The 18,914-nt window shown below is 60.6% G+C and carries 20 protein-coding genes and 3 tRNA genes; 14 read left to right on the forward strand and 9 right to left on the reverse strand.

Annotated elements, in window-relative coordinates; all coding sequences use genetic code 11:
• The first annotated feature begins 18 nt into the window (after positions 1-18).
• The 3 genes from azf to U3A55_RS13075 all read left to right on the forward strand — a co-directional run bounded on the left by azf (position 19) and on the right by U3A55_RS13075 (position 1,961).
• Positions 19-762: an NAD-dependent glucose-6-phosphate dehydrogenase Azf gene (gene azf, locus U3A55_RS13065; protein ID WP_330991939.1), complete on the forward strand. Its 744-nt coding sequence runs from the start codon at positions 19-21 to the stop codon at positions 760-762.
• A gap of 65 nt (positions 763-827) precedes the next feature.
• Positions 828-1,694, forward strand: coding sequence for a M48 family metallopeptidase (locus U3A55_RS13070; protein ID WP_442978313.1), 867 nt, complete (start codon positions 828-830; stop codon positions 1,692-1,694).
• Positions 1,695-1,730: 36 nt separating this feature from the next.
• Entirely contained in the window at positions 1,731-1,961 is a 231-nt protein-coding gene (locus U3A55_RS13075; RefSeq protein WP_330991941.1) for a hypothetical protein, read from the forward strand.
• Here the strand turns inward: U3A55_RS13075 and U3A55_RS13080 are convergent.
• Both U3A55_RS13080 and U3A55_RS13085 read right to left on the reverse strand, forming a co-directional pair.
• Positions 1,958-2,542: a DUF309 domain-containing protein gene (locus U3A55_RS13080; RefSeq protein WP_330991942.1), complete on the reverse strand. Its 585-nt coding sequence runs from the start codon at positions 2,540-2,542 to the stop codon at positions 1,958-1,960. The two genes, U3A55_RS13075 and U3A55_RS13080, sit on opposite strands and share 4 nt — an antisense overlap.
• 343 nt (positions 2,543-2,885) lie before the next feature.
• Positions 2,886-2,958 (reverse strand) — tRNA-Asn (locus tag U3A55_RS13085).
• 97 nt (positions 2,959-3,055) lie between these two features.
• Between U3A55_RS13085 and cca the strand changes: the two genes are divergently transcribed.
• Positions 3,056-4,405: a CCA tRNA nucleotidyltransferase gene (gene cca, locus U3A55_RS13090; protein ID WP_330991943.1), complete on the forward strand. Its 1,350-nt coding sequence runs from the start codon at positions 3,056-3,058 to the stop codon at positions 4,403-4,405.
• Here the strand turns inward: cca and U3A55_RS13095 are convergent.
• Both U3A55_RS13095 and U3A55_RS13100 read right to left on the reverse strand, forming a co-directional pair.
• Positions 4,384-5,400 carry a histone deacetylase family protein gene (locus U3A55_RS13095; RefSeq protein ID WP_330991944.1) on the reverse strand — a complete coding sequence of 339 codons (1,017 nt, stop codon included), beginning with the start codon at positions 5,398-5,400 and terminating at the stop codon, positions 4,384-4,386. The two genes, cca and U3A55_RS13095, sit on opposite strands and share 22 nt — an antisense overlap.
• Complete coding sequence (locus U3A55_RS13100) at positions 5,397-5,828, reverse strand: histone (RefSeq protein ID WP_330991945.1); 432 nt, start codon at positions 5,826-5,828, stop codon at positions 5,397-5,399. Before U3A55_RS13100 ends, U3A55_RS13095 begins: the two co-directional genes overlap by 4 nt.
• 102 nt (positions 5,829-5,930) lie before the next feature.
• Here U3A55_RS13100 and U3A55_RS13105 point away from each other — a divergent pair, with 102 nt between their 5' ends.
• Positions 5,931-6,161, forward strand: a complete 231-nt coding sequence (locus U3A55_RS13105) for a hypothetical protein (protein ID WP_330991946.1) — start codon at positions 5,931-5,933, stop codon at positions 6,159-6,161.
• Here the strand turns inward: U3A55_RS13105 and U3A55_RS13110 are convergent.
• Positions 6,158-7,546: a single-stranded DNA binding protein gene (locus U3A55_RS13110; protein ID WP_330991947.1), complete on the reverse strand. Its 1,389-nt coding sequence runs from the start codon at positions 7,544-7,546 to the stop codon at positions 6,158-6,160. The two genes, U3A55_RS13105 and U3A55_RS13110, sit on opposite strands and share 4 nt — an antisense overlap.
• A gap of 188 nt (positions 7,547-7,734) precedes the next feature.
• On the opposite strand from U3A55_RS13110, the gene U3A55_RS13115 reads away from it, so the two are divergent.
• The 4 genes from U3A55_RS13115 to U3A55_RS13130 all read left to right on the forward strand — a co-directional run bounded on the left by U3A55_RS13115 (position 7,735) and on the right by U3A55_RS13130 (position 8,921).
• Positions 7,735-7,807: transfer RNA gene (locus tag U3A55_RS13115), tRNA-Arg, on the forward strand.
• 422 nt (positions 7,808-8,229) lie between these two features.
• A tRNA-Ile gene (locus U3A55_RS13120) sits at positions 8,230-8,304 on the forward strand.
• A 180-nt stretch (positions 8,305-8,484) separates the two neighbouring features.
• Positions 8,485-8,700 (forward strand): hypothetical protein, encoded by a 216-nt coding sequence (locus U3A55_RS13125; protein WP_330991948.1) that lies wholly within the window; start codon positions 8,485-8,487, stop codon positions 8,698-8,700.
• Positions 8,697-8,921, forward strand: a complete 225-nt coding sequence (locus tag U3A55_RS13130; RefSeq protein ID WP_330991949.1) for a hypothetical protein — start codon at positions 8,697-8,699, stop codon at positions 8,919-8,921. Before U3A55_RS13125 ends, U3A55_RS13130 begins: the two co-directional genes overlap by 4 nt.
• A 122-nt stretch (positions 8,922-9,043) precedes the next feature.
• Here U3A55_RS13130 and U3A55_RS13135 read toward each other — a convergent pair whose 3' ends face one another.
• Complete coding sequence (locus tag U3A55_RS13135; protein ID WP_330991950.1) at positions 9,044-9,436, reverse strand: hypothetical protein; 393 nt, start codon at positions 9,434-9,436, stop codon at positions 9,044-9,046.
• 501 nt (positions 9,437-9,937) lie between these two features.
• Between U3A55_RS13135 and U3A55_RS13140 the strand changes: the two genes are divergently transcribed.
• Together U3A55_RS13140 and U3A55_RS13145 are read left to right on the forward strand one after the other, a co-directional pair.
• Positions 9,938-10,252, forward strand: coding sequence for a Duffy blood group (locus U3A55_RS13140; RefSeq protein WP_330991951.1), 315 nt, complete (start codon positions 9,938-9,940; stop codon positions 10,250-10,252).
• A 197-nt stretch (positions 10,253-10,449) separates the two neighbouring features.
• A complete protein-coding gene (locus U3A55_RS13145; protein ID WP_330991952.1) occupies positions 10,450-11,106 on the forward strand; it encodes a recombinase family protein in 657 nt (218 codons plus the stop codon).
• 8 nt (positions 11,107-11,114) lie between these two features.
• Here the strand turns inward: U3A55_RS13145 and U3A55_RS13150 are convergent, their stop codons facing one another.
• From U3A55_RS13150 to U3A55_RS13160, 3 genes are read right to left on the reverse strand one after another with little or no spacing between them, the layout of a single operon-like run.
• Positions 11,115-11,807: a DUF6339 family protein gene (locus U3A55_RS13150; protein WP_330991953.1), complete on the reverse strand. Its 693-nt coding sequence runs from the start codon at positions 11,805-11,807 to the stop codon at positions 11,115-11,117.
• A 1-nt stretch (position 11,808) separates the two neighbouring features.
• Positions 11,809-12,837: a hypothetical protein gene (locus tag U3A55_RS13155; protein WP_330991954.1), complete on the reverse strand. Its 1,029-nt coding sequence runs from the start codon at positions 12,835-12,837 to the stop codon at positions 11,809-11,811.
• 2 nt (positions 12,838-12,839) lie between these two features.
• Positions 12,840-14,783: a hypothetical protein gene (locus tag U3A55_RS13160; RefSeq protein ID WP_330991955.1), complete on the reverse strand. Its 1,944-nt coding sequence runs from the start codon at positions 14,781-14,783 to the stop codon at positions 12,840-12,842.
• Positions 14,784-14,964: 181 nt separating this feature from the next.
• Here U3A55_RS13160 and U3A55_RS13165 point away from each other — a divergent pair, with 181 nt between their 5' ends.
• From U3A55_RS13165 to U3A55_RS13175, 3 genes are all read left to right on the forward strand, one after another.
• On the forward strand, positions 14,965-16,077 hold the full coding sequence (locus U3A55_RS13165) for a DNA cytosine methyltransferase (RefSeq protein ID WP_330991956.1): 1,113 nt from the start codon (positions 14,965-14,967) through the stop codon (positions 16,075-16,077).
• Positions 16,078-16,094: 17 nt separating this feature from the next.
• The gene (locus U3A55_RS13170) at positions 16,095-16,724 is read left to right on the forward strand and encodes a hypothetical protein (protein ID WP_330991957.1); all 630 of its coding nucleotides are present in this window, start codon (positions 16,095-16,097) and stop codon (positions 16,722-16,724) included.
• Positions 16,725-16,982: 258 nt separating this feature from the next.
• A complete protein-coding gene (locus U3A55_RS13175; protein ID WP_330991958.1) occupies positions 16,983-17,759 on the forward strand; it encodes a hypothetical protein in 777 nt (258 codons plus the stop codon).
• The last annotated feature ends 1,155 nt before the right edge of the window (positions 17,760-18,914 follow it).

Below are 18,914 nucleotides of genomic sequence, written 5' to 3' on the forward strand. Positions count from 1 at the left end.
TGCCGAGTGTTCACTCGAATGGACGACCCGGTCCTGCTCACGGGCGCGTCGGGGCGCGTCGGGCAAGCAATCCTCGGCGGTATCGAGGACGACTACGAGTGGCGGCTGTTCGACCGCGAACCCCCCGCCGACGCCGCCGGCCACGAGGTCGTCGTCGCGGACATCACTGACGAGGACGCCGTTCGCGACGCCATGGACGGCGTCGGCGCGGTCATCCACCTCGCCGGCGACCCCCGGCCGGACGCCCCCTGGGACTCCGTCCTCGCGAACAACATCGACGGCACTCAGACCGTCTACGAGGCCGCCGTGGACGCGGGCGTCGAGAAACTCGCCTTTGCGTCCTCCAACCACGCCGTCGGCCACTACGAGACCGACCGGAAGCCCGACCTCTACCGCGAAGAAGACGACTTCCGCCTCAACGGCACCGAACTCCCCCGGCCGAGCAACCTCTACGGCGTCTCGAAGGCCGCCGGCGAAGTCCTCGGAAGATACTACCACGACGAACACGACCTCTCCGTCGTCTGCGTCCGCATCGGCAACCTCACCCAGGGACATCCCCCCATCGACTACGAGCGCGGACAGGCGATGTGGCTCTCCTACCGCGACTGCGCGCACCTCTTCGAACGCTGCCTCGAAGCCGACTACGACTACGAAATCGTCTACGGCATCAGCGACAACGACCGCAAGTACTACAGCCTCGAACGCGCGAGGGACGTGCTCGGCTACGAACCCCGAGACAACTCCGCGGAGCACGACGCGTGACCGCCGCCTTTATCGCCTCCGATAGCGAAGACTGACCCATGAGACACTTCGGGCTGAAGGTACGGATGGCCGTCGTTGGCGCCATCCTGTTCGCGTTCTACTCTGTAGCGGTACTCGCCGCGTATTTCTTCTTCGGGCAGAGTACGACGATTCTCGGTATCGCCATCGTCGGCAGCGTCCTGCTCGTCGGCGTCCAGTACAAGATCGGGAAGTGGGCCGCACTCCGGTCCGTCGGCGCGGAAGAGATGTCCGAACAGGAGTATCAGGAGATCCACTGGATGGTGGATGACCTCTCCGAGAAGATGAACGTCAAGAAACCCCGACTGATGGTCGCGAACATGGGCGTGCCGAACGCGTTCGCGGTCGGTCGGAAGGGCGCGGGCACGGTCGTCGTCTCCCGCGAACTCATGCAGATACTGGAGAAGGACGAACTCGAAGGCGTGCTCGCGCACGAAATCGCGCACATCGCGAACCGCGACGTGGTCACGATGCAGCTCGGACAGGGCATCGCGTCCATCGTCGCCATCGTCGCGCAGTACGTCGTGCTGTTCACGGGCGACAACGACCTCGCGGACTTCTTCCTCGCGATGGTCGTCGGCCAGATCGTCCAGTTCATCGTGATGATATTCGTGCTCGCCATCAGCCGGTACCGCGAGTACGTCGCCGACGCGGACGCGAAGCGCGCCATCGGAAACGGCGACCCGCTCGCCCGCGCGCTCGAGAAAATCAGTCAGGGGAACAAGCAGGCCGCGCAGGCGTCCCAGAACGCCCAGCGCACGCGTGGCCGCGGCCGACAGAACCGCCAGCGCGACTCCGGGGTCGACCAGCAGGTGAGCGCGCTCTGCATCTCCAGCTCCGAACGCGGCATGATGGAGAAGATCCTGTCCACGCACCCGCCGATGGAGAAACGCATCCAGCGCCTCCGCGAGTAACGCAGGGTTTTACTCTCCACACCGCTCTTCCTACCTATGGCTGGCTTCCGTGAACTTCTCGCTGTCGTGCTCGGCGTCGCGCTCGGTGTGTTACTTCTCGCCTACCCGCAGGTGTTCATTCGCATTCAGACACTCGGTCGGCTTCCCCACGACCGACACGGCTCGTACGGCAGCGACGACCCGCCGAGCCGGTGGGCGCGCGTCGTCCAACTCCTCGGTGTCGCCTGCCTCCTCGTCGCCGGCTACGTCGCCCTCCAACTCCTCTAGAAGAGTCCGTTCACGTCCCGTTCGCGCCGCCGCCGCTCCTCTGCGTGCTCGCCGAGTCGCTGCGCGATTATCGCGCGCTTGTCCGCGTCCGTCACGAAATCGATCGCCAGTCGCACGAACACGCTGTCCGTCTCCCCCGACTCGAAATCCTCGCGCGCGTACCCTACTCCCTGACTCACCGACTCCTCCCCGCGCTCCTCGGCGAGCGCGGGCGCCGCCCACAGCGCCGCCTCCGGCCCCAGCTCGCCGAGACCCACGAGCTCGCCGTCGATGGTGATGCCCTGTGGCGGCCCGCGCTCCACTCGCTCCGGGTCCGCTTCCAACGCTAACAAGTACTCCCGCACGTCCTCGACGTTCACTCCGCGCGCGTCCGCCGAACCGAGGTACTCCCGCGCGCTCCCCGCGAGACGCACACACCCCTCCCAGTTCCGCTCCCGCGCGTGATGCACCGCCCCCGAATACTGAATCAACCCCTGCAGGAGGTCGTCGCGCTCCTCCAACCACGCCGCCTCCCACACGTCGTGCGCCGCGTAGTAATACCCCGAATCGAACACCGCCACCCCCGCACGGAGCGCGTCCATACCCCAAACAGGACACACGAACAGAAACGACTCCCGATTACCGAACCCACGCGAAAAGACCACACCACCCCCGGATTCCGTCGTGTCTGGCTGAGCGTGTTTTCTACGGAAAACACGCCGTATTCAGAAGCGCGGCGCGCTTCTGAATGCGCGCAGGACGCGAAGCGTCCTGCGAAGTGAGTTTCCGAAGGAAACGAACGCCGCCGCCAGGGCTCGAACGTGGCGAGACGGTCGCCCTTGCGTTGCTCGGGCGCTGCGACTCGCTTGCTCGACCCCTGGCGTGGCATATTTCTGGGCGACGTACTTCGGAGCAGTCGCTCCTCGTTTGTCGCCCATAGAAGTACGCCGCCGCCAGGGCTCGAACCTGGGACAACCTGGGTAACAACCAGGTGCTCTACCAACTGAGCTACGGCGGCTCGCACCCGTCAGTAGTCGCGTGCTTTTGAAAGGGCTTTCGTTTTTGGGTGGGGGTGTGCCGGTATTCTTTCACGGAAGGCGGTCGAATCGGCGCGTATGAGTGAGTTCGAGGCTGTGGTCGCGCGGGTGCGGGAGCGCGTGGACCCGACGCCGAGCGAGCGAGCGGAGTTGCGGGACGCGGCGGACCGGCTCGTGGCGCGGACGGAGGACGCGCTCGCGGACCTCGGCGTTGAGGCGGACGTGATGCAGGTCGGGAGCACCGCCAGGGGGACGTGGGTTCGGGGGGACCGCGACATCGACGTGTTCGTTCGGTTCGACCCCGAGCTTCCCCGGGAGGACCTGGAGGAACTCGGGCTGGAAGTCGGGAATCGTGTCCTGCCCGACGGCCACGAGGAGTACGCCGAGCATCCGTACGTGAAGGGGACGTTCGAGGCGTACGACGTGGACCTCGTGCCGTGTTATCGCGTGGAGTCCGCGACGGAGATACAGTCCGCGGTCGACCGCACGCCCTTCCACAACGTCTACCTCCGCGAGCGCCTGACGGACGACCTCGCGGCGGACGTGCGCCTCCTGAAGCAGTTCCTCAAGGGTATCGGCGCGTACGGGAGCGACCTCCGCACGCAGGGCTTTTCGGGCTACCTCACGGAACTCCTCGTCCTCGAATACGGCGGGTTCCGCGAGGTCTTGACGGCGGCGCGTGACTGGCAGCCGCCCGTGGAGCACGACCCGGCGGCGCACGCCGCCGCGACGTTCGACGACCCGCTCGTCGTCATCGACCCGACCGACCCCGAGCGGAACGTCGCGGCCGTCGTCTCCCGCGAGCAGGTTGCGCGCCTCCAGCACTACGCCCGCGACCTCCTCGACGACCCCCGCGAGGGCGTGTTCTTCCCGACCACCCGCCTCGCGTTCGACCCCACGGACGTGGAGTCACACTTGGAGCGCCGCGGGACGAACGTGCTCGCGGTACGCTTCGACGCCCCCGACCTCGTCGAGGACCAGCTCTACCCGCAGCTCCAGCGGTCGCGGAACGGCCTCGTTCGCGGCCTCGAAAACGCGGGGTTCGAAGTGCTGCGGTCCGCGGCGTGGGCGGACGAGTCGGCGGTGCTGTTCGTCGAACTCACCACGGCGACCCTGCCTGCGGTCGAGCGCCACGAAGGCCCGCCCGTACACGTCGGCGAGCACGCGACCGGGTTCTTCGAGAAATACGCTGAAGAAGACGTGTACGGGCCGTTCCTCGACGGCCATCGGTACGTTGTCGAACGCGAGCGCGACGTTCGCACCGCCGCCGGGTTCGCGACCGAACGACTCGATGAGGTCGCGCTCGGCACGCGCGTCGCGTCCATCGTCGAAGCGGGCGACTACGAGGTGCTCGCGGACGCCGAAGTCGCGTCACTCGCCGACGAGTTCGGCGTCGAGTTCGCGGCTTACTTCGACCCGATTCCCTGACGCGCGTCGAGCACGGCGTCGATGACCTCGCGGCCGTCCTCGGACACGTCTTCTTCGGGCGTGACGGGCGTCATCCCGTCGAACACCTCGTGCACCATCCCGACCCCCTCGGAGAGCGTGTCGAGGCTGTACCCGCCTTCGAGCACGAACCCGAGACCCGCGTTCGTGGCGTCGGCGACGTTCCGCATCCGGTCGGTGAGCACGCCGTAGCCGTCCGTCGAGACGTGCATCCGCGAAATGGGGTCGTGGCGGTGCGCGTCGAAACCCGCGCTCACGATGATGAGGTCGGGGTCGAACGCCTCGAACGCCGGAATCACGAGTTCGTCGAACGCCGCGACGTACTCCGCGTCACCCGCGCCCGCGGCGAACGGCACGTTCAGCGTCGCGCCCGCGCCGTCTCCCTCTCCAGTCTCCTCGAGTTCGCCCGTCCCCGGGTAGAGGCCGTCCTCGTGGACGGACGCGTAGAACACGTCGCCGCGGTCGTAGAAGATGTCCTGCGTGCCGTTCCCGTGATGGACGTCCCAGTCGAGAATCGCCACGCGCTCCGTTTCCGTCGTCGCGAGCGCGTGTTCGGCCGCGACGGCGACGTTGTTCAGGAAACAGAACCCCATCGCGTTGTCCGCGACCGCGTGATGGCCGGGCGGCCGCCCGATAGCGAACGGCGTTTCACGACCCGAATCACCGGCGACGGCGCGCCGAGCGGCCCACATCGCTTGGCCCGCGGACGCCAACGCGGCCGGCCACGTCGCCTCTACTGCGGTCGTGTCCGGGTCCCAGCTTCCGCCGCCCGACTCGCAGAACTCCACGAGTCGGTCGACGTATCCCGATTCGTGCGCGCGCTCCACCTCCTCGCGCTCGGCGTCCCGCGCCGTGACGTACTCGACGCCGTGCCGCTTCGACAACTCCTGGCGTATCGCGCGCAGGCGGTCCGGGCTCTCCGGGTGGCGCGGGCCCGGATCGTGGTCGAGACACGCGTCGTCGTACCCGAACCTCATTCCACGAGCTCGAAGTACGTTTCGACGTCTTCTGCCTGCACAGTGCGCCGGCCCGCGTGCTCCGCCAGTATCACCGCGCCCTCCGCCGCGTCCGCCGCGTACTTCTCCAGGCGCGCGGCGAGCGCGAGTCGCGCGTCCTCCGACACCCGATACTCGTCGGGGATGTCGAGGCGCGCGATGCGGTCGACGGGCGCGACCGGGAGCACGAGCGATTCCCGGTCGGTCACTTCGTCGACGCCGAAATCAGCCGCCATCAGCGTCTTCCGGCCGTCCTCGTCGGCGCGTTCGGCGGCCGCCGCGGCCACCGTTGCGCCGTGGTCTTGGATGCGTCGCGCGAGTTCCTCTGCCGCGTCGGCGCTCACCCGCAAATCGCCCGCGTTCCGCCGGATGATATCGTCCACCGGCGCGAACGGGAGTTCGACGCTCATACCCAACTACGGGGCAGTCTCTCTCTTAACACTTATCGTGTGGGCGCGTCCCGCACCCGGGCCGCCACCACGCATAAACAGCGAGCGACGAAACGGACGTGTATGGCGAAGAATCCGCACCAGTCGAACGCAGAGGCGGTCGCCGACCAGGAAGTGGACGCCAACGAGGAACAGGCCGAGGAAGCGGTTGAGGAGCGCCGCGACGCGGACGAGGAGTATCAGGAAGAACAGATTCAGGAGGAACTCGAACACGAGGACGAAGCGCGCTACGAGGACGCGAAGGAAGCGCGAAACCCGGATAACTTCCGGGACGACGAACCCTACGACGACTAACGCACGTCCTCGGCGTCGAGCGTGCCGTCGCGGAGCGTTCCGCGAACCGTCACTTCTTGTCCGAGCGTCACCTCGGTCTCGGTCTCGACGCTCATCGTCTCCTCGCCGTCGTCCAGAATCACGGGCGACCCCGCCTGCACGACGACGCCCGTGAACTCCACGTCCTCACCGCCGGTGGATTCGTCGCTCTCGTCGCTCGACGTGTCCGGCCCCGTGCCGTCCTCGAACGACGAGAGGTCCGCGCCAGCGGACTCCGAGCTGTCTTCGGACTCGGTCGCCGAGCCGTCGTCGACCGAGATGACCGTGGACTGCCAGCCTGCGGACGCCTCGAGGTCGTCCTGCCAGCCGTCCTGAATACCGGCGTCGGTGAACAGGAGTTCGTCACCCGGTCCGATGTCGAGGTCGGCCTTCTCCCCCCAGAGCGCCACCCGGATGTCGCCCGACTGGTCCTGCAGCCGAATATTTCGGACCTGGCCCTCGCTACCGTCGTCGCGGTCGAACGTCCGCTTCTCGTCCACCGACCGCACCACGCCCGTGATGTCCGCGGTCTCGTCCAGTTCGAGGTCGTCGATGGGTTTCGCGTCCGGCACGAACGACACGTCCTCCTCCACGGTCTCGACGCGCCCGCGGTTCCCGACGTGGAGTTCGAGCGACCCGTCGCGCTCGCGCACGTACCCATCCGTTATCTCGACCACGTCGCCCGCCGCGAACTCGTCGGCGAGGTCGGCCTGTTCGTCCCAGAGCGTCACGCGCACCCGCCCAGTTTCGTCGCCAACGAGGAGGTTCGACACCTTTCCCTCGCTGCCGTCGTCGCGACTGAACGTCCGCACGTCGTCCGTCGACAACACCTCCCCCACGAGGTCGACGTCCGACGCCCCCATCGTCAAGTCGTCCACGCGATACGTGTCCACGACCTGCACGTCGATCTCCTCATCCTCGTCGACCTCGACCTGCGAGACGTTCACCTCCACGCCGTTGTAGCCGTCCTTCGGCCGACCCTTGATTCGCAAGACCTGCCCGGGTTCGAGTTCGTCCTCCGCCGCAGCGGCCTGCTCGTCCCAGAACGACACCCGAACCGACCCCGATTCGTCGGCCACGTCCACGTTCAACACCCGGCCCTCCTCCTCTTCCTCGTCGCGCTCGAACGTCCGCACCTCCCCCACGCTCGTCACCTTCGCTAGGAACTTCACCTCCTCCATCTCCGGCTCGATATCCGCGATACCGTTCACCTCCCCCTCGTCCAGCTCGTGAGCGAGCAGCATCGCCGCCGTCTCCTCGTCAGCCAACCCACCCATCTGCTCCACCTTCGCCTCCACCGCCTCCCGAAACTCCTCCAGGGAAACGTCCGTGTCGAGGTCCTCGTACGTCTCCTCAATAGCGCCCATAATCGTGAATCAAGCCACGGGAGTCCCGCGCATAAACATTGTCCTCTCCACCACACACCCACGCAACCACCGAATTTTCACGCGCTCACGCATACCCCCGACTCACCCCGTCATCCGACAAGAACCCTCGCCCCCACCAACACCCGAATCGTAACCGCTTTACATACCACCACGCTACAGATAGATGAGTCCGGGTAGGGTAGTGGACTATCCTCTTGGCTTGCGGAGCCAGGGACCGGAGTTCAAATCTCCGTCCGGACGTTTTTGAGGCGCAAACCGACGAGCGAAGCGAGTCGTCCGCGCCGAACAAAACTCCGCGCGGAGATTTGAGTACGCGAGACGAACACAGTGAGTCTCGCCCAATTCAAATCTCCGTCCGGACGTTCCTTCGTTTCACTACGCGACGAGCGTTCCGCTCGTCGCTCTGCTCCACTCAGTCACGTCCGGCCTGCCCCCGCTCGCCGCTGGCTCGCGGGGACTCCGTCCGGACGTTTTTGAAGCGCAAACCGACGAGCGAAGCAAGGCGTTCGCGCCGAACAAAACTCCGCAGGACGGCGGAGCCGTCTCTCGGGAACTCTGTCCGGACGTTTTCGCCGCACTCTCACCGACGTCGCAGCCACGATTCTCGTCCAGTCGTCGCGTCCCGGTAGTCTAAAGTCGCGGACTCAGCTACGTAGACGCGAGGGCCCTTAGCTTAGTCTGGTTAAAGCGCCCGGCTCATAACCGGGTGAGCGGTGGTTCAAATCCGCCAGGGCCCATCCGATTCACGGCCGATATCTGGTCGAAACGAAAACGCCTCGTAGCGGTGTCTATACCACTCGAAAACCCTCCTTTAGAACTCTCAGAAACCGGCTGTCTCAGTGGAAAGAGAACGAGGAACTCGTTGGGGGTCGCCGCCCTCCCGCGAAACTCATGGCCGCCTCTCGGGGGTGGCCGGCATGAGCGGTTCCTCCCAGCGGTCGCTCGCGGAGCTCGTCCGCGCGGACGAGCACCCGGACGCGTGCCCGAATGGGGACACGCGCTGCGAGGGCGAGGCCGACCTTCGCGCCGGCGACCTCTGCTGTTGGTACAGCTACCTCGTCATGCTTCCCGGCGGACGCGTCCAGTCGCGTCGCGTACGCCCGCGAAGACGGCGTGTCTCATGGGCGGTGTGACTGACTGCAAGGGCTGGCAGTTCCGTGACCGGCGGACGATGAGCGTGGCGGGTTCAGACGAGCGGGCGTGCTTGGAGACGTACGAGTACGAGCACGGTGTCGCGCGAAACCGGCTGATTGCGTGTCCGCTGTGTGGGTATGAGTTTGAGTGGAACGAGCATCGGTGGAAGCACTTCGTGGATGACCACGGGCCGGAGGATATCCCGGTCTCGGATACGTAGGTAGAGCGGGCCGCTATTGCGGTTCTAGACTCTTATTCGTCGGGTCTCGTTGTTGAGGGGTTCGCTGTAGGTCGCTGTGCGTACTGTCGCGCCAACCGGGTACGATGGCGTTTGAGGGCTCGCTATGAGAAGGTTATTTCATCGCCGTCAAGATACACTTGGTGGGTGTCGGAGTCGTCTTCTGTTCCGGTGACGTCGAGGGTTTCTGTGGCGGAGGGGCCGTCCGTAACGTCTACCGTGACGGTGTACTGCCCGTCACTCTCGAAGACGTTCTCGATTGTTGCATTCGGCCGGCCGTGCCCTTCAACGACCGGTACCTCAAGTTGCGTGGAGACTAAGGTGTCGTCAGCGTCGTTGGTCACGGTCGCCTTGATAGTGACTGGATTCTCGGTCTGGTTGACGAAGACTAGATCCGGGGATCCTTCTGGTGAGGGGGAGAGGGCACTACATCCGGCGAGCGATGCGATTGCGCCCACTCCTCCGAGTTGGAGGAACGTTCGACGGGAGACCGTCATATTGGAAGGGGCGTGTGGAGTGATAAATTCTTTCTGTAGCGCTCAGGGGCGCAGCTGTGCGTACTATCGGGTCTCTGACTTGGATAGTAGTTGAGCGGGAGTTGACCGTATTTTTGACTACTGTAGAATGCGGGAGATTTTGAGTTTCCGCTGTTGGCTGTCGCGATGGCCTCCTGCACCGTACTATGTCGTTCCGGGTACGTGACGCGTGAAGCATCTTCAACTGGAGGACTTGGATGCCGCGTCCACACACCCAATATGTTACGAAGACGTAGCGGCCGTCGTTGGCAGCGAGCTGGTCGTGGGCTTTCTCGAAGATGCGGAAGCGTCCCTCACTGCCGTCGGCGCGCTGGTGCATGGCGGCCTTGATTTCTACTGGTGTGTCGTCCCGGGTGACGGCGTCGCGCCAGTCGTTGTGCACGCCCTCGGTCTGGAGGCGGTACTCGGCGGCGGCGTTCCACTTTCCCAATCTATTTTCAACAAGAAACTATACAATCCCGTATGGCTACGTCAGAGTCACGCGTTCCCGCTGCCGTTCCAACCCTTCAAGACGGGCTTGCAGGGCTCGTTTCGCTCTCCATCCTCGCGTGGGCGTTCCTGTACGCTATGCGGCCGATTTCGGGCCTACTCCTGACAGTCGCGTTCGGCTCCGCGTACGCGGCTGGCCGTCTCGACGACCTTGAACACGCCGTTGTCGTTGCCGGGCTCTGGGGCATCGTCCTTGCCGCGTACTTGTTCATCAGTACATTCCTCGGCGTGGGCGCTGCCGTCATTCTCGCCGTCATTGGATACGGTCGCTGGCACGGTGTCTGGTGAATAGCTCCCGGACTCGTACTTGCTACACCACGCGCCGGTAACCTTCCTGTACTGATGGGGTTTCCCGGCCTGGGTCATGAACGCCAATCGACGGCTATTGGTTGATTTGATGCAGGGGCGGTGTACGTGGACGGGTGTTCTCGTACACCTGTACGTTTCTTTGTTTGCTTAAGTGCCAGCCGGGGGTGTACGAGACCATGGGCGAAATCGCGTGCTACTGTCGCGTCAGTACTGAAGACCAGTCGCTTGACCGCCAGCTCGAATCGACGAGCCAGTACGCCGAACGCGAATTCGATGCGGAACTCTCGGACCTCGCGATCTATCGGGACAAGAGCACGGGGACAGACACCGAGCGGTCGGGCTACCAGGAGATGATGCAGGCAGCGCAGAACGGCGAGTTCGACACGGTTGTAATCGCGAGCGTTTCGCGCATCTGTCGGTCTATCAGTGACCTCGAACGGACGGCGGGCCGTCTCGAAGACGCCGGTGTCGCGCTCCACATCGTCTCGGAGGGACTCACCTTGCAGCCCGGCGAGAGCGACCCCTACCAGACCGCTCTCTTCCAGCTGCTCGGTGTATTTGCAGAGCTGGAGGCGAACATGGCCCAGCAGCGCACGAAGGAAGGAATCGCGGCACGCCAGCAGGAAGACGATTACCACCACGGGCCGGCTCCGCTCGGATTCGAGAAGGACGACGGTCGGCTCGTCGAAAGCGACCAGTACCACGACGTTGTGAGTGTGCTCGATATGGTCGCGAAGGGCGAGTTGTCGAAGCGAAAGGCCGCGAAGCGGTTGGAAACCTCGCGAGCGACTATCGATCGGGCGTTACAACGGAGCAGTCTCTATGCTCTCTAAGAAAGAGTTTACTTTGCTTCGTTGATCAGCCGCTGAATAAGCTGTCTGGCATCTCGTTCTGAGAGTGCTTCTAACTGGACGTTGGTCAGGGTGTGATTGAATCTCCGCGTGACGTCGTCAATCACACGGGACGGCTCGTCGGCCAGTTCGTCACACATCGCGATAACAGCCGGCCGATACCGCGCGAACCAGCGGTCGAAAACTTTGTTTACCATCGTCTGGTTCGCAAACACCGCGTTCGTAATCTCGTAATTGTCTCCTTGAGATGTCAGCTCCGCGATCCACCACAATCGATGGATTGCGTTTGAGTACAAATCGGATCCAGCTCCGAGGAACTTCTCTCGCATCGCCTCTTCGGATCGGTATTCCCATCGATATCGAACGAGGTCGGGATATCGTACGACTGCGAGCCAGTGCCACAGGCCCGGATTACCCGCTGTTCGGCGTGTAATATCTAAGCCTTGGTGGATGTCTTTCGCAAGCGCGCCGTCAATCGCGGTATCGAATTCGGAGTATTCTGTAAGTACTTCCTCGACCCGTGAATCGATGTAGTCAAGATCCGCGGTCTGATCCCCTGCGAGTGGTTCTACGTACTCTGCGACATCTTCGTCACTTAACGATGTCTCTCCTTTGAGGAAGGATTGGCCGACGAGCCGTCGTCCCTCGTCGGTCAACTGATGGAGCGTGCGTTCGGTAGTCATGCTAAATCTGTAGTCCTTCTTCCATGAGTTTGATCAGTTGTTCTCGAGGATCGAGATATTCTTGGAGTTCTTCGTCGAGACGTTGTATCATGTGCGGTAGCGACGCCGGACTTTCGATGTCTGTCCGAAGTCTATAGATCGCCTCGTTAAGGTCGTCCACGTCGTACATATTCCGTGCGAACGTCTCAAGCACAGTCTGTTGCCACTCGTGTTCGGGGTTTCCGTCGTCGTCAACCGCTGCTGCCGCACGAACCACGAGTTGTTGCCAGACACCGTATCCAATCTGGTCAAGAATAACGTCGCGCATCCGAGCTTCTGCTCCTACCGACCCCTGGCTCTGTAAGACTTCAGTGATCCTCGGGTGGTCAGCGTTGATCCAGAGTTTCGGTCGCTTCTCGTTCCTGAAGTCGAGGTAGTACAATTTCTCTCCTCCTGGAAGGTGCGGGGTCTGGGAGAAACTGACTTGCTCTCCGTCAATCGAGGGTGGTTCTTCGTCCTCGGGGCGGTCTATGAGGATGTTGTATATCGTCCCGCTCGCGACTCTGAAGTTCTGTTGACTAGCATACTCGCCAGTTCCGTCACGGTCGCGTGTTCGAGCGAGATACGGTCGTAGTTCGACCGTTCCTCGTACTTGATCTTTCTTGACCGGGATACTGATCTCGTAAGTTCCGGGCATTGTCGGTGCGTCGGTGACCAAAACCCGATCTCGATAGATAGTCTCGTGACATCGGATCGTGACGTAGAGTTTCGCAGGTGGTTGATCTCGCTCTCCGCTTGGGAACACCGCGGAGATCACCTCTTCCGAGATGTGGAGATCTGCGGTGATCGTTAGAGTTTCCCACTCTGCAACTGCGGTATCGTCGTCGGTAGGGAGAGCGTTCGTGAGATCTATTTCTGTGCGTGCTGGGTTCAGGTCGAACTCCGTGTGGTCGTCTCCATCTATCGTATACGATATCGGATCGAACTGGATTCCATTTTCCCGATAGCTGAACGGGAGTGATCGGCTTCGATAGTGCTGTGAACGTGTCACGGTTAGTCCTCCGTAGGCTGTTCGAGTTCTGCCCGGATGTCGAGCTGTGTCTCGCCAACGTCGCCTGTCAGTAAGTCTGTTCCTCCCGTGGTGCTTGAGCGTCCCTGAAATCGCACCGCGCTGATAGCCTCGTCAGCATGGAGTCGTACGACCCCGTCTTCGAAGGTCGTCGTTATCGCAGCGCCAGCGTCAACTTCGAACTCTTCGACGGGTACTGAGTCGTATCGTGAGCCGTCTTCTCCGATTCCCGTAAGTGAGATCTCTGCCGACCACGCATCGAACTTGTCAGCTAACACAGCGATACGGCCGGAGAATGACCATCTCTCTCCGGTGAATCGCGACGAGCTATCGATCTCGAACGCTGGCTCTGACTGCGATTGAGTTGACCGTGGGGATCCGTCTCCGTGGATTGGGAACCGCTTCAGTACGTTGTCCGACAGTGAATCCGTGGTCGTAGATTGAGCGATCAGGTGGCGGAGTCCGTCTCGAGCCGTCCCGAACATGTCTTCCAGCGCGGTTCGAAATCCTCGTTGGTACTGTTCGCGAAGATTTTCGGTCGACTCCCACTCGTCGTGTTCTGGCGGTTCAGCGAATCGAAGAAATCGATCTATTTCGCGATCGCTCTCCGTAATCGTACCGTTAGGTCGAGCTTCACCCGCTGCGAGAACGCCGTGGAAATTGCGGTCTCCGTAGGCGACCCGACTTTGGTCGTAGTACTTCACTACCATTCCTGCGCCGCGGAATAGTGCGATCGTATTTAGGTACGTATCATCGTCTGCGGGTGACGCTAATCTGGTTGATAGTCGAACGGTTCCATCTGGAGTTTCAGTTCCGTCGGATCGTGGGGGTAGCCGTAGCGGGATGTCTAACCCGGCCACCTCTCCTGGATTATCGAGAGAGTCTGAGTCGGTGAAACGGCGGTCGTAGCACTCGACGAATGGGCGGATTGCAGGTACACTGTCGACTCCGGCCTCTATCGTCTCTTCGGCGGTTTCGACGGTGATTTCGAGATCTCCTCGGTATATCGCCGGCCAGAAATATTTCACTGAGGCCTCAACGAACTCTTCGGCGAGCTCTTCTACGGTAGGACGGTAGTCCCGCGTAGGATCCCGGAATTCGACGACCATCGCGCTCGTTCCGCTGGTCGCTGGTCGTGTGATGTGGAGGCGGTCGGCAAGCCGGCTTGCGTCCTCGCCCCACAGTGATTCTGGGCGGATCCCGTCTTCTGTCTCGGTCGGTTGACAGAGCCATCCTGCTCCCTGGTACGTCGTCTCGTCTCCTTCTATCCGATGTGTGGGGAGCTTAGAACGGGCGATTAACCGGGGGGAGTCGTTTGTGGGGGACTCGTCGTTGAGATAGGAGTTGAAGACGACGGTTGACGCGCCGGAGAACGTCCATAGTACGGATTTGCCGAGCCCATACGACCCCCCTGCCGTGTCCTCTTGTTTACTGCTATAGAGCTCGTCTCGGACGAGAGCTGCATAATTTGAATCTCCCTCCCACGATCCGGTAAGCCCGGTCGTATTCTGGTCTTCAACGACTAAGAGCCGGAGATCAGCTTCGGGATTCTGAATTCGATCCAAGACCCGGTCGTATCCTCGCCCCTGGCCCGTTTGTACGACGGTCTCCACCCGTTTGCGGAGATCGGTAGTCCAGCCAAGCGCTTCCAGGAATGCTTGTTTCTCTTCTCCGGTGAGCGTGACAAATCGAAACGTTACCTCTACTGGGTCATCGTTGGGGAGTCCCTGATCGTTCGCGTTTTGGAGAACTTCTCGAACGAACGCTTCTGAATCGTGGTTAACTGCGTGCTTCGTCGGGTCGTCCCCGTAACGTGGTGCTCCCGGTCCACCGCTGAAGAAATACCACTCGGCCGAGTCAGATATTTTGTCTCGCCTCTGATCCATGTCAAAATCCGGTATGCTCGTACAACATTCAGTCCACCTCATTAGTATTACTATTGCGTAATTTCTACCTCTGCGTTTTCTCCACATCTCGCTCGGCTGACTACTGACTATGAGCAGGTTATTGAGCTGCTGGAGGAGCTATCTTCCTAGACTTTCCCTCACGAGAAGAGGCCGATTCTTCGTCTACCAATATTTATGTGCTGTTGCGATTGAAACATGGCGTATGAAAATCACGGCGGTTGATCTCTTCTGTGGTGCTGGTGGACTAAGCTACGGGCTGCAAGAAGCCGGTGTTACGGTTTTCAAGGGTGTTGACCGCGATAGTGACTGCCGATACGCATACAACGAGAATATCGACGGCGAATTTGTCCCCAGTGATATCGGTCCCTTCGCTAACAATCCAGAACGGGTTGCGCGGATGTTCCCCTGGGATTCCGACATTAACGTGTTAGCCGCGTGTCCGCCTTGCCAGCCGTACTCTACGATGAGTCACGAGAAGGGGAAAAGCCACCAAGACCACGAAAAGTGGGGTGCGTTTAGAGATCTCAAACGGATTGTTGACTATGTTGAGCCCGATGTCGTCGTTACCGAGAACGTTCTTCAGGTTCGAAAAGACGACGTCTACAGTGAATTTCTTGACCATCTCAAATCGATGGGGTACCACATCAACAGCGACGAGAATAAAAAGGTCTACTGTCCGGAATACGGAATCCCCCAAAATCGAAAACGATGGGTGATGATGGCCTCCAAACGCGGTCCTATATCCCTCCCAACTCCCCCCATTCAGGATTCCTCTGACTATCCGACCGCGAAAGAGGCAATAGATCACCTCCCAGCCATTGAGGCTGGCGAAGCTCACCCCGACCTTGACGTACATCGGTCGCGGCAACTCTCCGAGAAGAACCTCGAACGTATCCGCCATATGGAACCCGGTGGTGATTGGCGAATCTGGGAAGAACAAGGACTTGAGCATCTCCTTGCTGACTGCCACAAGAAGGCCAGTGGGCGGACGTATACCGCGCCGTACAGCCGGATGTCCCCCGACGAACCTGCCCCCACTATCACTACTCAGTTCTACAATTACGGCAGTGGCCGATTCGGCCACTACGATACCGACCAGAATCGCGCGCTCTCCATCCTGGAAGGTGCGCTACTTCAAACATTCCCCGAAGACTACGCGTTCTACGACGATTGGGACGATATCGGGGTCAGCAACCTTGGACGTCTGATCGGTAACGCTGTCCCACCCCGCCTTGGCGAGTATATCGGAAAAGGAATTCTCAACCACGTTGACGCAGCAGCCACCGCCACCGGAACTACCGTCGCGGACGACTAACAACTACGACCGCGGCAATGATCCGAGAACAATTTCGAACCCACCTCCTCAACTGGGGTCAAGATAATATACGGTCGTTCCCTTGGCGGGAACCGGATCGAACACTGTACGAGGTATTCGTCGCAGAATTTTTCCTTACACAGACCCCCGCTCACAACGTCGCTACCGTCTACCCGCGATTTCTCAGTCAGTTCCCGTCTCTTGACGCAATTCGCTCGGCTACCGAGAGCGAACTCGTTGAGATTATTCGCCCTCTCGGGTTCTACAATATGCGTGCGAGTGCACTGAAACAGATCGCGGAGACTAACGACACCCTTCCTGACACGCCATCTGAACTCGAGAAATTACCGCGGGTCGGTGAATACGTTGCAAATGCCACTGTCTGCTTCACCTACGACACACCCCTCCCTGTTCTTGATCGCAACGTTAACCGAGTATATTCTCGTGTTTTTGGCGACGAATGGCCAGACGGTCACAGTGATCAACTCCGATTCACGGCCGATCTTGTCCCAGACGCAGCTCGGCTGTACAATTTTGCTCTCCTTGACTTCGGAGCGACCGTCTGTACACCGGATCCCCGGTGCAATCGTTGCTTCGCGAACAGCTACTGTGCCTTCTACCGAGATCACTCCTTGACCGAGAGTTGAATTCTCTCCGTCGACTGCACCCGATGCTCGTCGCTTCATCGCGAATAACTTCTTGCACTTGTTGGCGCGTGACTGACGAGAGCTCAACACGCAGTTCCTCTTCCGTCGCCGTTCGTTGAACCAGCTACGTCGTGTTATCCAGATAGGGAAACTTATTCCAGAACAGATCGAATTCACGTTCATTGTGATTGCCCGATCTCTCGACAATCTGTCCCGCCGTGGTGGTGGCGCAGCTCTCCCTCTTCGAGGTGATTCTCCGTGAGCTCTCGGTTCGCGAACGACCGCGACGAGCCCCTCATTCTCCACTGCTTTGCTGACTACGGCACCGAGTGCGAAGTTCTCAACGGCTTCGGTACCGTCGTTCGGGCCGGCATTGACCCGAAAGATACGAACGAAAGCATTCCGATCGCGGCAGACGCACACATCAGCGATACGGACTGGAGCTTCCCGATCAAGGACGACGTGACTTTCGACCTCGGTGTTTTCCACCCGGTTTGCTCGAAATGGGCTGCAACCACGAGTATTTCGGGCGATCCCGAGGATCACGAAAATATGATTCCGAGTGCCCGGAAGATGGCCGAGGAGCACTGTGATCACCATATCATCGAGAACGTTCCTCAAGCGCCCCTTCAAGACCCGGTCGTCCTTAATGGTCGAATGTTCGGGCTTCCGATTAAATACGAACGTGCCTTCGAGACTTCGTTCAAAGTGCCCGAACCTCCTCGAGAACGATCGTTCCTCACTGGTGACGGCCCCTCGTCAACTGCAGAGACCTCCTCGTTTTTCTTCTCGGAACGATCTAAAGAGTGGTGGGGGGCAACAAAGAATTATTCTCCTCGACCGTATCCGAAGGGCCATATCGCGAAGAACGCTATTCCCGCCCCGTTCATCTACTATCTCGTACGAGCCTGGATCACGGCCTACGAGGACGAACAAGGTATCTCAGAAGGGCGCGTAGATTACTCAAACTATGACGAAGACATGGAAAACCAGCGCCGTGAGGACGCTAACCACCAACTTGGGGAGTTTGACTAACTCTCGGTGGCGTCACTCATCGCCCGTGCTTCAACGAACCACCACCACAAAGTAGTCTGTTTATACAAATAACAAGTATACCGATGGGAAGCGACTCTCATACCGTCTATCGCGCTCCCGATTCAGCCCCCAATCACGCTGGCGACCCATACACTGCCATACCCCTCCCAAAGACAACAGTTGAAGCAGTCGCGGCTGACTACGATGTCTCCGGGACTGAGCTCGCTCGCGCCCTTCGAGACTTTGAGACAGACACTACGCTATTGGTTCCAGAGGCGCTTTTCACTGGCTTTGATCCGCTCCCTGTAGGTGTAGACGACGGTGGACATCTATTCCTACGCGTTTCTGGCACATGCCACTGGGACGTAGTAGCCGAAGGACTTGACCTCACTACAATTGGTCGAGATGCGCTCGCGGCGGCCCATGATCGCCACATTGACGATGTGTGTTCTACACCTGATGATAGTTCAGGCACGGGTATCATTACTTCGTGTCCTGAATTTCCGGCTGCCGCACTTGACGATATCCACTACATCACGAAGTACACCACATTAGCGAATCGGCAGGCGACTCTGTGGGCGCTCTCGCATCAAGCACGGTCTCCAGCAGCTATTAGCTCGATCCTCGGCATTCCTACGTCACTCGTACGAACGGAGCTCGCTGCGGTTGACCGCGCGCGTGAGGATGCGGTAGACACCTTACAGGCCTACGCAGGCCGCCACTGGCCCCTTTCGTTCAGCAATTCTGAGCCACTTGATGGGGATTGGCTCGGATTTGACTGGTCTGAGTGGTTCCCTCTCTCCGACCGCCAACAACTATTAGACTGCTTACCACGCTCGCCAGGATTGTATCGAGTAAGGCACACGCAGTCTTCCGGACTTCTGTATATCGGCGAAACAGGGTCCGATGGTGGTCTTCGCAGTCGTGTTGGTCTCGAGTTATCTGATGGGTTTGTGGACTCCTCATCAAGTGATTCCCATGGTGCGTCGAGGGGGATTCGACAAATTTCCGACGCGCTAGACGGCCGTGTTGAAGTGTCGACCGCTGCTCCCCCGATTGCTGCTAACCACCGGTACCGCCGTGCTATTGAAGCTGCTCTCGTCGCGGTCTGTCGACGAGAAACCGGCTGGACACCGAGTGTCCAACTCAATCGAA

This window comes from Salarchaeum sp. III, from assembly GCF_036418315.1.
Taxonomy (GTDB): Archaea; Halobacteriota; Halobacteria; order Halobacteriales; family Halobacteriaceae; genus Salarchaeum.

Coding starts and splice junctions, on each gene's coding strand:
- azf (WP_330991939.1), top strand. CDS start 19: ATGGACGACCCGGTCCTGCTCACGGGCGCGTCGGGGCGCGTCGGGCAA.
- U3A55_RS13070 (WP_442978313.1), top strand. CDS start 828: ATGGCCGTCGTTGGCGCCATCCTGTTCGCGTTCTACTCTGTAGCGGTA.
- U3A55_RS13075 (WP_330991941.1), top strand. CDS start 1,731: ATGGCTGGCTTCCGTGAACTTCTCGCTGTCGTGCTCGGCGTCGCGCTC.
- U3A55_RS13080 (WP_330991942.1), bottom strand. CDS start 2,542: ATGGACGCGCTCCGTGCGGGGGTGGCGGTGTTCGATTCGGGGTATTAC.
- cca (WP_330991943.1), top strand. CDS start 3,056: ATGAGTGAGTTCGAGGCTGTGGTCGCGCGGGTGCGGGAGCGCGTGGAC.
- U3A55_RS13095 (WP_330991944.1), bottom strand. CDS start 5,400: ATGAGGTTCGGGTACGACGACGCGTGTCTCGACCACGATCCGGGCCCG.
- U3A55_RS13100 (WP_330991945.1), bottom strand. CDS start 5,828: ATGAGCGTCGAACTCCCGTTCGCGCCGGTGGACGATATCATCCGGCGG.
- U3A55_RS13105 (WP_330991946.1), top strand. CDS start 5,931: ATGGCGAAGAATCCGCACCAGTCGAACGCAGAGGCGGTCGCCGACCAG.
- U3A55_RS13110 (WP_330991947.1), bottom strand. CDS start 7,546: ATGGGCGCTATTGAGGAGACGTACGAGGACCTCGACACGGACGTTTCC.
- U3A55_RS13125 (WP_330991948.1), top strand. CDS start 8,485: ATGAGCGGTTCCTCCCAGCGGTCGCTCGCGGAGCTCGTCCGCGCGGAC.
- U3A55_RS13135 (WP_330991950.1), bottom strand. CDS start 9,436: ATGACGGTCTCCCGTCGAACGTTCCTCCAACTCGGAGGAGTGGGCGCA.
- U3A55_RS13140 (WP_330991951.1), top strand. CDS start 9,938: ATGGCTACGTCAGAGTCACGCGTTCCCGCTGCCGTTCCAACCCTTCAA.
- U3A55_RS13145 (WP_330991952.1), top strand. CDS start 10,450: ATGGGCGAAATCGCGTGCTACTGTCGCGTCAGTACTGAAGACCAGTCG.
- U3A55_RS13150 (WP_330991953.1), bottom strand. CDS start 11,807: ATGACTACCGAACGCACGCTCCATCAGTTGACCGACGAGGGACGACGG.
- U3A55_RS13160 (WP_330991955.1), bottom strand. CDS start 14,783: ATGAGGTGGACTGAATGTTGTACGAGCATACCGGATTTTGACATGGAT.
- U3A55_RS13165 (WP_330991956.1), top strand. CDS start 14,965: ATGAAAATCACGGCGGTTGATCTCTTCTGTGGTGCTGGTGGACTAAGC.
- U3A55_RS13170 (WP_330991957.1), top strand. CDS start 16,095: ATGATCCGAGAACAATTTCGAACCCACCTCCTCAACTGGGGTCAAGAT.